Source organism: Deltaproteobacteria bacterium (assembly GCA_016183235.1).
Taxonomy (GTDB): domain Bacteria; phylum UBA10199; class UBA10199; order DSSB01; family JACPFA01; genus JACPFA01.
In genome coordinates this window covers 44,199-54,215 of sequence record JACPFA010000039.1, presented here as the reverse complement: position 1 = coordinate 54,215, position 10,017 = coordinate 44,199, and the positions used below count along the sequence as shown (strand labels likewise).

General features: G+C 45.1%; 7 protein-coding genes and 1 tRNA gene. 4 read left to right on the top strand and 4 right to left on the bottom strand.

Going from position 1 to position 10,017, the window contains the following annotated elements; all coding sequences use genetic code 11:
- Positions 1-466: 466 nt before the first annotated feature.
- Together HYU97_09860 and HYU97_09855 are read left to right on the top strand one after the other, a co-directional pair.
- The gene (locus HYU97_09860) at positions 467-1,048 is read left to right on the top strand and encodes a hypothetical protein (protein MBI2337046.1); all 582 of its coding nucleotides are present in this window, start codon (positions 467-469) and stop codon (positions 1,046-1,048) included.
- 26 nt (positions 1,049-1,074) lie between these two features.
- Positions 1,075-3,081 carry a hypothetical protein gene (locus tag HYU97_09855; GenBank protein MBI2337045.1) on the top strand — a complete coding sequence of 669 codons (2,007 nt, stop codon included), beginning with the start codon at positions 1,075-1,077 and terminating at the stop codon, positions 3,079-3,081.
- Here the strand turns inward: HYU97_09855 and HYU97_09850 are convergent.
- Both HYU97_09850 and HYU97_09845 read right to left on the bottom strand, forming a co-directional pair.
- Positions 3,032-3,409: a response regulator gene (locus HYU97_09850; protein ID MBI2337044.1), complete on the bottom strand. Its 378-nt coding sequence runs from the start codon at positions 3,407-3,409 to the stop codon at positions 3,032-3,034. The genes HYU97_09855 and HYU97_09850 overlap by 50 nt on opposite strands.
- Before the next feature lie 152 nt (positions 3,410-3,561).
- Positions 3,562-3,648 (bottom strand) — tRNA-Ser (locus HYU97_09845).
- Positions 3,649-4,038: 390 nt separating this feature from the next.
- Between HYU97_09845 and HYU97_09840 the strand changes: the two genes are divergently transcribed.
- Both HYU97_09840 and HYU97_09835 read left to right on the top strand, forming a co-directional pair.
- On the top strand, positions 4,039-6,183 hold the full coding sequence (locus tag HYU97_09840) for a DUF4114 domain-containing protein (GenBank protein ID MBI2337043.1): 2,145 nt from the start codon (positions 4,039-4,041) through the stop codon (positions 6,181-6,183).
- 200 nt (positions 6,184-6,383) lie between these two features.
- Positions 6,384-8,021, top strand: coding sequence for an isovaleryl-CoA dehydrogenase (locus HYU97_09835; GenBank protein MBI2337042.1), 1,638 nt, complete (start codon positions 6,384-6,386; stop codon positions 8,019-8,021).
- On the opposite strand, the gene HYU97_09830 is transcribed toward HYU97_09835, so the two are convergent.
- Together HYU97_09830 and HYU97_09825 are read right to left on the bottom strand one after the other, a co-directional pair.
- The gene (locus tag HYU97_09830; GenBank protein ID MBI2337041.1) at positions 7,993-9,174 is read right to left on the bottom strand and encodes an MFS transporter; all 1,182 of its coding nucleotides are present in this window, start codon (positions 9,172-9,174) and stop codon (positions 7,993-7,995) included. The genes HYU97_09835 and HYU97_09830 overlap by 29 nt on opposite strands.
- Positions 9,171-9,926 (bottom strand): radical SAM protein, encoded by a 756-nt coding sequence (locus tag HYU97_09825; protein ID MBI2337040.1) that lies wholly within the window; start codon positions 9,924-9,926, stop codon positions 9,171-9,173. Before HYU97_09825 ends, HYU97_09830 begins: the two co-directional genes overlap by 4 nt.
- Between the last annotated feature and the right edge of the window lie 91 nt (positions 9,927-10,017).

The window sequence follows — 10,017 nt, the reverse complement described above, 5'->3', positions numbered from 1 at the left end:
AATACTTGTAAGCCTTTTTTATCTTTGAAAATAGTCCAGAATAAATAACTTGTTTTACGCCATCTCGGCGCTTCTCACCCTCTCCCTGGCCCTCTCCCCTCGAGGGAGAGGGGAAAAGAGGGTTTTTAGAGGTGCCCTTAATAAATAATGTCTCAGTTTTTAGTAGAGAGAGCTTGGATCATTGAGGAAGCCATCGCTGGAGCAGCGGGGCCCCCAATGAGAATTAGCAGGCATGGAAAACCGCGGCCCATGTCATCCCTGCGAAGGCAGGGACCCATGATGGGGAACGCGGAAGGCTTCCATGCCTGCTAATTCCATTAGGGTCGCTGCGGAAGCGCGGCTGACGAAATGATCCAAGCTCTCTCTACTAAAAACTGAGACATTATACTTCCTTAAAATACTCTCTTGACCTTTGCTCACCTCAGGCCGAGAATGACCCAGTTTTTTCTGGAGGGAGGCCTGCCTTATGCTCGAATTTTTTAAAAATCTAACTCAATTCGAATTCATGCCTCACGGCCACTGTTATTTTTGGAAACCCGAAATTTTGTGGCTTCACGTTAGCTCGGATATTCTCATTACTCTAGCCTATTATTCAATTCCCTTCACCCTTGCCTGGTTTGTCTTAATTCGTAAAGATATGCCCTTTCGAAAAATATTTGTTCTGTTTGCAATCTTCATCTTTGCCTGTGGTACCACCCATATCATGGATGTTTGGACCACCTGGAGTGGGGCTTATCGCATTGAAGGTTTGGTAAAGGCCTTCACTGCCCTTGTGTCTATCTTAACCGCCACAGTCTTATTGTCTTATCTGCCCACTATCTTGCAGCTGCCCGCCCCACGTGAACTAGAAACCACCAACCGCAAACTCCAAAACTTAGCTATTGAAAGTCAAAAAAAGGCCTCTGAGCTGGCTATTGCTAATCAAGAATTAGAACGATTTAACGAAGCCGTAGTGGGGCGTGAAGAAAGGATTGTTGAACTGAAAAAAGAAATTAACCAATTATCTCAACAATTAGGCCACCCCGAACCTTACAAAGTTTACGAATAACGAACGGCGCTAAAAGGTTGTATCACATGAATCTGCGGTTAAAACTTTCCTTGGTTTTATCTTCTTTTGTGCTAATCCCTTTTGCACTCACCTCCTATTTTTATTATCAAAATTTCAAAAACACCATTACTCAAAAAACCTTTGAGCGTCTGAACAAAATCACTTCTTTAACGAGTCATGGTATCTCTGAATATCTCCGTAGCAACTTGCATCTATTTCGGTCTTTTGCCAGCAGGCCTTCCCTTAGCCGAGGTTTGCTTAATCTTAGAGTTGGCAATTCTTATCTCAAACCTTCGCTCCGCACGAGCTTGCAAGAGGCTTTAAAGGGGCAATCTGATTTAAAAAAAATGAGTGTACTTGATTTTAAGGGGAAAATTATTGTCTCCACTGATTTTAATTCAGAAGGAAAATCTTACCCGCTTTGGAAATATCTGACACTAGCCAAGGAACAAACGGTCTATTTTTTGATGTCAGAAGAGGCTAATCTTACTCCGCGTCTTTACCTGGCCGGGCCTATTTTACAGAACGGTCAACCTGCGGGGGTTTTGGTGATTGAAAGTGGGGTAGAAAACCTTTTGAAAATTTTAGCTGAGATTAGTGCCCTGGGCAATCATGCAAGCGTTGCCTTAATTTGGCGCGATGAAAGACAAAATGCGCTAACTTTTCTTGCCCCCACTTCCCTGTCTTCCCAACAAAAAGGTGAATTTGTAAAATTTTTAGGCCAAACCAATGCCTCTGCAAATTTTATAGCTACCAAGAATATTACGGCCACACCTTGGATCTTTGCCGCCAAAATGAATGAAGAATACTTTTTAAGAGAAGTGAACAAAATAAAAAACAAAATTTGGATCTTGGGCGGGGTTATTCTGTTGATTCTTTTTATAAGCAATCTCTTTCTTCGCCAACAACTTTTAAAACCTCTGCTCGAACTCAGCTTTTTAACGAGTAAGGTAAGAGAACAACACCCTGATTTTGTCCAACCCATGCTATTAATCCAAAGCGGCCGGAAAGATGAAATTGGAAAACTAGCCTTGGCAATTAAAGACATGACACAAGAACTCGTTTCCACCCAAAAGGCCCTAGAAGAAAAAGTGCAACACCGAACTCAAGCCCTGCAAAAACAAACCGAACAACTCATCGCTTCACGCCGTGCAGCGCTTAATTTAGTAGAAGATACTTTGTTAGCTAAAAAAGCCGTCGAAACCACTCAACACGAGCTACAACAAGCCAAAGATGAATTAGACCTTCGGGTTCAAGAACGCACCCAACAATTAAAACAAAGTGAAGAACGTTTTAAAAAGGCCAACGAAGAATTGAGATATGCCAATCAAATGAAATCGGCCTTCATTTCGATGGTGTCGCATGAACTTCGCACCCCACTTTCGGCTATGAAATCTGGGATCGACATTATGCTCGAAGAAATTGAAGGGCCCATTAATACCTCGCAACATGAAACCCTCACGATCGCCAAACGCAATATTGATCGCTTGGCTAGGCTCATTAGTAATGTACTCGACTATTCAAGGCTTGAAGCGGGCAAAATGGAAATGTTTTATGAAGACACCAACCTCAATGAGGTTTTTGAAGAAATTTGCCACAGTGTAGAACCTGAGATTATGCAAAAAAATCTTCATTTGATTCGAGAGTTCCCACTAACATCCCTCATCGTTAACTGTGATGCGGATAAAATCAAACAAGTGCTGTTGAACTTGTTAAACAATGCCATCAAGTTCACGGAACATGGCACGATTACAGCAAGAATGGTGCAAGAAAATGACATGGTAAAATTAGAAATTGAAGACACAGGGGTGGGCATTCCTACCCAAGATCATGAAAAGATTTTTGAAATGTTTGGCCAATCTTTAAGCCGAGGCATTTGGAAAACTGGCGGCTCGGGGGTAGGCCTAGCGGTTACCCGATTAATCGTGCAAGAACACAAAGGCAAAATTGCTTTAACCAGCGAACCTGGCAAAGGGTCGGTTTTTAAGGTTTGGATTCCTCTGGATTCGCAAGCACGCGCTCAAGTTCACTAAGCAGATATTTAGGATCATAGGGCTTATTAATAATACCTTCGGGCCACAGGTTGGTCAACTCGGGCCACTCCTTAACATTATAAGAGGTGAAAAATAATACGGGGATCTTGCTTAATTCGGGATCGGCTTTTAAAGTATAAAAAATCTCAATTCCCGAAATATCGGGCAAAAGAAGATCTAGCAAAATTGCATCGGGGCAAACTTCTCGGATATGGTCAATGGCGCCTTTGCCCTCAAAATAACTATAAACTTCATAGCCCTTTGACCGAATCCATTTTTCAGTCAAACGCACAAGCTCTACTTCATCATCGATAATTAATACCTTCATAAATATCGGCCCAAATATGTGTTCAATAGCGTTTCAGAATTGCTCTTAATCAAGGCGGGAGCAGAATTTTGTCGGAGGCGTACTTTGATGTACGTCGGAGACTAAATTCTGTTCCCAACGCAGAGTAAGAGCAATTATGAAACGCGGAACTGCGGAGAGGGTGGGAGTCGAACCCACGATCCGCTTGCGCGGATACCTGATTTCGAGTCAGGCGCCTTCGGCCACTCGGCCACCTCTCCAAAAATTTTCGTAAGAAAATTTTTCCTCTATTTTCGATTTTCCATTTTCCAGTGCCAAAATTTTGAAAAAAATAGCATAAGAAAATCAAAAATAGTTGACCAAAGTCAGTATCTTCTACCCACTAAAGTCATGACCAGAAAACTCCGAAACTCTATACGAAAATTTTATCAAACAATACAAGCAGTTAAATCAGGCCCACTACGCCGCTTATCCTCTTGAAGTTCTACCTCAAGACCCGGCCCCTCTTGTTGAAAAAAAAATAAGATTTTTCAATTTATTGATTGTAATTTTTTTCGAAGTGGTTCATGAAGGGTTTAAACTTTAGTCCAACCTCATTAAAAGCCTGGACCTTTCAAAATTTAATTTTTCGTCAACAAGGAGGATGTGTCATGCAATCCATCAAGGTGTTATTTATTCCCCTTTTTTCAATTTTAACCCTTTTACCCGCTTCGGCCTTTGCCATTGATTATTTCCATATCGATTTAGAAGAAGCTTATCTGCAAGATGTAGATGATCAATTCTCCGACGGCGTGCCGGTACCCGCTAGTTTTATCGACCCAAGCAAAAACCCCAATATTGATCTCGCTACTGACTCTGAAGTTGTGGTCACTTTTGTCGATGAAACAGCAGGCTACCACAATAGCTTCGGTTATTTTACCTATGATGATACCAACGGTGACACGATCATCACCCCAGACGAAATCATTACCCAAGAAATTATTTTCTCCGATGTAGATTTTGGCGTGCTTGCAACGGGCGACTCTGCCAATATCGGCAGTTTCCCAGGCGGGACTCACATTGGTTTTTTTATCCATCCCGATGGCAACCCTGATATTACCTATTATAGTGTTGCTTCACTTAACAGTGATGGCATTCGCCGAGTTGCCCAAACCGTAGGTGGTTCTAATGATCAAATCATTGTTGGGTTCGAAGATCTCCCCTGGGATAGTCCGGCCGATGCCGACTATGATGACGTTATTTTCACTTACTTTGTAGAAGAAATAGAAATTGAAAATGAGGCTTGTGAGGATAAATTATGGCATTTCGATACTGAGAACAACGCCAACGATGTGGGCAATGATCCCGCTATCCTTTATTCTGTCGATGTCACAACGGGTGAAGCTACCGAAAGCACTCATTATCACAATGTCTTTGCTGCTTCCCTTGCTGCCGATGCCGATGGCAATCTTTATGGTTTGCTCATCATCAATAATAAAACCAAACTCGTTAAATTACTCCCGGGTGAATCTTATGAATTGATTGGTTTTACAGGTATCCCCGGCAGCGTTAATTCGCTGGCCTTTGGCCCTGATGGTACTCTCTATGCTATCAATGATCAAAATGACGACCTCTACACCCTCGATCTTACTACGGGTGCTGGGACCTTATTGAAAAATTACACCGAGAATTATTTTTCCGGCGGAGACTTGGTTATCAACGATGATGATCAGATTGTTTATGTAAGAACCAACGGCAATGTTTTAATCATTGAACTTTCTGACCTCGACAGCGTTACCAAGGTAGAAGAAAATCCACTACCCTCCAATCGCAATTTTACCAGCATGGCCTTACTAGATGGAGTCTATCACCCCTTGTCTCGCGATACGGATCAATATTTCTCGTTTACCATTGTAGACGGCGTATCAGGCCCTGCCTTGGTATGGTCTTTTGTGGATGAAGACTCAGGGCCGTTTAGTTTTGGGGATGCAGCTAGTTGCCCTGCCACTAGCGAGCCAAAAGTTACGATTTGTCACTGTGAAGACCCTAACGCACCTGGCAATAATAACGGGCCTGACCAATGTCAGACCTTGACCTTGAGTCCACAAGGTGCCGCTAGCCATTTACAAAATCACGAATTTGACTATGAGGGTGCATGTGTAGAACCAACGCCTACACCTACTCCGACGGTACCACCTTCACCAACACCTACACCCACTCCGACGGTACCACCTTCACCAACACCTACACCCACTCCGACGGTGCCACCTTCACCAACACCTACACCTACTCCGACGGTGCCACCTTCACCAACACCTACACCCACTCCGACGGTACCACCTTCACCTACGCCTACGCCTACGCCTACTCCAACGGTGCCACCTTCACCAACACCTACTCCTGCTCCAACGGTGCCACCTTCACCAACACCTGCACCCACTCCGACGGTGCCACCTTCACCAACACCTGCACCTACTCCAACGGTGCCACCTTCACCAACACCTACACCCACTCCGACGGTGTCACCTTCACCAACACCTACACCCACTCCGACGGTGTCACCTTCACCAACGCCTACACCTACTCCGACGGTACCACCTCTGCCAACTCCAACGCCCAGTTCCAATGAGCCCAGTGCTAGTACCGACACTGCTTCCAACCCAAGTACCAGCAGCGGTGAGAACTTATTCATCGAAGGTGCTAAGTGTAGCCTAACCCCCAACAGCACAGTCCCCGCCCGCTCAGCCGCAGGCTCAGGGCTTATCTTACTCCTTGGGCTAGGTTCGTTAGTTGCCTTGCGAAAACAACGCGCCTAAAGCTTAAGGGCTTGTTGAAAAAGGTGCTTTCTGTCATCCCTGCGGAGGCAGGGATCCAGTGATTTCAGGTAGTTCTGGATTCCCGCCGGAGTTTACCCCTGCGCAGGCAGGGGCGGGAATGACATTTTTCAACACACCCTTTTTTATTGCTAAATAAGCAGCTCACCCCTATAGAACACCTAAATATCGAGGAACCGCACATGACCCATGAAGTTTTTAATCAAACTCCACCTCTTACCAATTACAATCTTTTTACCAGCGACCTCAGCCTACAAGAGGCCTTAACCCGCGAAGGTGGCGCTTGGGGAAAAGCTCGAGCCCTCCAATTTGGAAAAACAGTAGGTTCGGAAGAGGCCATTCAATGGGGGTTTCAGGCCAATCAAAATCTCCCCGTCCTTCGCACTCACGATACGATCGGCAATCGCCGCGACGAAGTAGAATATCATCCGGCCTGGCATGCATGGATGGGTCTTTCGGTTAAAAATGGCCTGCACAGCCTACCGTGGACAGAAAACAAACCTGGGGCTCATGCCGTGCGCACCGCCCTTTATTATATGGGCTGCCAAATTGAACAGGGCCATTATTGCCCCATCACCATGACCTTTGCCATCATCCCTACTTTACGTTTGCAACCCGACTTAGCCAAAAAATGGGAACCTAAAATCTTTTCTCTTCAATACGATGCTCGCCTCATCCCCGCTGAACAAAAACAAGGGCTCATTTGCGGGATGGCACTCACTGAAAAACAGGGTGGATCCGATGTTCGAGCCAACACCTCACAAGCCAAACCTTTAAACCAACCCGGCCCAGGCCAAGAATACCTTCTCACCGGGCATAAATGGTTTTGCTCTGCCCCCATGAGTGATGCCTTTTTAGTTTTGGCCCAAAGTGCGGGTGGCCTCTCTTGTTTTTGGATGCCTCGCTACAGGCCCGACGGCAGCAAAAATAATATTTTTATCCAACGCTTAAAAGATAAACTCGGCAATCGTTCGAACGCCAGTGGTGAAATCGAATTCAACGAGGCCTGGGCAGTATTGATTGGCAACGAAGGTCGGGGTGTTGCCAACATTATCAAAATGGTCAGCCACACTCGTTTTGATTGCATTATCGGAAGCTCGGCCATCATGCGCCAAGCCACCATTCAAGCCATCTATCATTCTGAACATCGCATGGCCTTTGGCAAAAAATTAGTCGACCAACCTTTAATGAAAAATGTCTTGAGTGATTTGGCCATCGACGCAGAAGCGGGGGTGCTCTTAGCTATGCGCCTTGCCCGGGCTTATGATGAAAAAGAAAAAAACGAAAAAGCTGCGGCTTTTAGTCGAATCGGCACCGCGGTCGGTAAATACTGGGTTTGTAAACGCGCGCCCACCCACATCTTTGAAGCCATGGAGTGTTTGGGCGGGAGTGGCTATGTAGAAGAATCAATTTTGCCCAGGCTTTACCGTGAAGCCCCGGTCAATTCTATCTGGGAAGGCTCTGGCAATGTTAACTCGCTTGACTTATTGCGAGCCATCGCCCGCGAACCCAATACTCTTGCGGTTTTGCTAGAAGAACTAAAACAAGCTCAATCTGGCAATCGTGATTATGATCCATTCATCAAAAAATTAGAAACCGATTTACAAAATACGGATCACCTAGAAACTCGCGCCCGCGATTTGATCGAACGCTTGGCCCTAAGCCTGCAAGCCTCTTTAATGCTTCGTTACAGCCCAACTGCATTAGCTGAAACTTTCTGCCGATCACGTTTATCTAAAGATCATGGTTATGCCTTTGGTACTTTGCCGCCTAACGCACCTTTTGACGCCATCATTCAACATTCGCGTGCTCAGGTTTAGTAACACCGCTTGAACTCGGCAATACGAATAATAGCGGGATGATAATAAGCGTCAACCCAGCGTTAAAAAGAAAAGCAAATCGAACGCTGACTGTATTCCACAAGATCCCAAACAAAAATGAGGCCGGGAAAAGCCCCACCCCATAGGCAAAATAATACCACCCAAGGGCTGTAGCTCGATTCCCCGCTGGCACCGTCATAATCGCATAAACCCGTTCGCTGGCCTCTAAAATTCCTAAATGAATCCCATAAATCGCCAACCAAAACCATGCCCACCGTAAGTCTTGATTAAAGGCAAACGCCACAAAGGCAACCGTAAATATCAACCAACCTAACGCAATAATACGCCGCCGGCTAAAACGATCACTCAATAATCCACCGAGATAAGAAGCTACTAAAGTAAAGAGGGTTAAAACAAACCAAGCTAGGGGTACTTTATACTCGCTGAGTCCCATATTTTGCATTTTCAAAATCAGAAAAAGTTCCGAAGGAGTGCTTAAAGCAGAAAGGAAAATAATCAACACATAACGTCGCAAGGCCTTGGGCATGGTCTTCCAAACAAATTTTTCGGTGAGAAGATTATCCTTAGTCACAACGGGTTTAAGGTAAGGGGGAATTACCAGCACCGATATTAGAGCCGGAATGCACGCGATCAAAAATAACCACGAAAGTTTTAAGTGATAGGTCGATAGCAACCAAGCTGCTAGCAGGGGCGCTATCAAAGCCCCGGTATGATCCATGGCTCGCTGAACGCCAAACGCCTTTCCCCAAAAGGCCGGTTCTGCTGAGTGAGTCATGAGGTTATCTCGCGGAGCGGTTCGAATACCCTTGCCAACGCGATCACTCAACCGAGCCAATAACACCACCGCCGGATGAGGAATCGCAATAAACAGTCGGCTAATGGCTGCAAGCCAATAGCCTCGTACCGTCAATTTTTTATTATCAGCCCCACGATCGGCTAACCAACCCGAAAACAACACCACCATGTGAGAAAGCGAATTAGCCAAGCCCTCCATCACACCTAAAAACCCAGCCCCCAAGCCCATCGACACAAGAAAGACCGGCAAAAGAGGGGTGATCATATCGGAGGTGAGATCATTGAAGAGACTTAAGAAACCCAAAAGATAAATATTACGGGTGATACCCCGGCTCATGGCGACACCACCCTTGCCCGGTCAAAGCCTGCCGCCGCTAAGGCAGTGGCGATGTTATGTAGCTCTTGTGATTGAAGTGGAATAAGCCCTTGCAGGGAGGTACCACGGGCAAGGGTATAAATATCAACCCACTTAGGATTTATTTCCATAATCTCTTTACACCACGCCTTCACCCAAGCCTCTCCACAATTTTCAATCTTCCCTTTAAAAAAACAACTTTGTAAAACCAAATTAGGTAAGTTTTGCAATATAGCAATCATTGCCTTTGATTCAAATGCTTGAACCGGCAAATTGACTCGGCCCCAACGTGCATCCCACTTCACGGCACATTCATCAAACTTCTCCAAAACTTCTACAATCGATGGATCCACCAAAGTGGTGCCACTCGTTAAAATCACCATGGGAATTTTTGTGGAATATTGTCTCACCTCTGCAAAAATCCCTTCTACCACAGCTCTAAATTGAGGATGCAAGGTAGGCTCACCATTACCACTTAAAACAATATAATTTAAGGTGCCAGGTCTTAATTCTGCCAAACGTTCAGATAAAGAATGAATGACTTTTTCCAAACTCGGGAATTCATCAACGGTTGGGCGATAATGCGAGTCGTTCCAACCCAACTGACAATAAACACAATTAAACGAACAATGTTTTTTGCTAGGCAACAAGTTAATCCCGAGCGTTCTCCCATATCGCCTAGAAACAACCGGCCCATACACCGTTTCATCAGTCAATTCATGTCCTTGCTTCATAATGTCTTTTAACATATATGAAATGTTGAAAAATGTCATTCCCGCGGAGGCGGGAATCCAGAACTGTTTGAAATCACTGGATCCCTGCTTC

Excerpts from the sequence above, each read along its gene's own strand:
- HYU97_09860 (MBI2337046.1), top strand. The coding sequence starts at position 467 with ATGCTCGAATTTTTTAAAAATCTAACTCAATTCGAATTCATGCCTCAC.
- HYU97_09855 (MBI2337045.1), top strand. The coding sequence starts at position 1,075 with ATGAATCTGCGGTTAAAACTTTCCTTGGTTTTATCTTCTTTTGTGCTA.
- HYU97_09850 (MBI2337044.1), bottom strand. The coding sequence starts at position 3,409 with ATGAAGGTATTAATTATCGATGATGAAGTAGAGCTTGTGCGTTTGACT.
- HYU97_09840 (MBI2337043.1), top strand. The coding sequence starts at position 4,039 with ATGCAATCCATCAAGGTGTTATTTATTCCCCTTTTTTCAATTTTAACC.
- HYU97_09835 (MBI2337042.1), top strand. The coding sequence starts at position 6,384 with ATGACCCATGAAGTTTTTAATCAAACTCCACCTCTTACCAATTACAAT.
- HYU97_09830 (MBI2337041.1), bottom strand. The coding sequence starts at position 9,174 with ATGAGCCGGGGTATCACCCGTAATATTTATCTTTTGGGTTTCTTAAGT.
- HYU97_09825 (MBI2337040.1), bottom strand. The coding sequence starts at position 9,926 with ATGAAGCAAGGACATGAATTGACTGATGAAACGGTGTATGGGCCGGTT.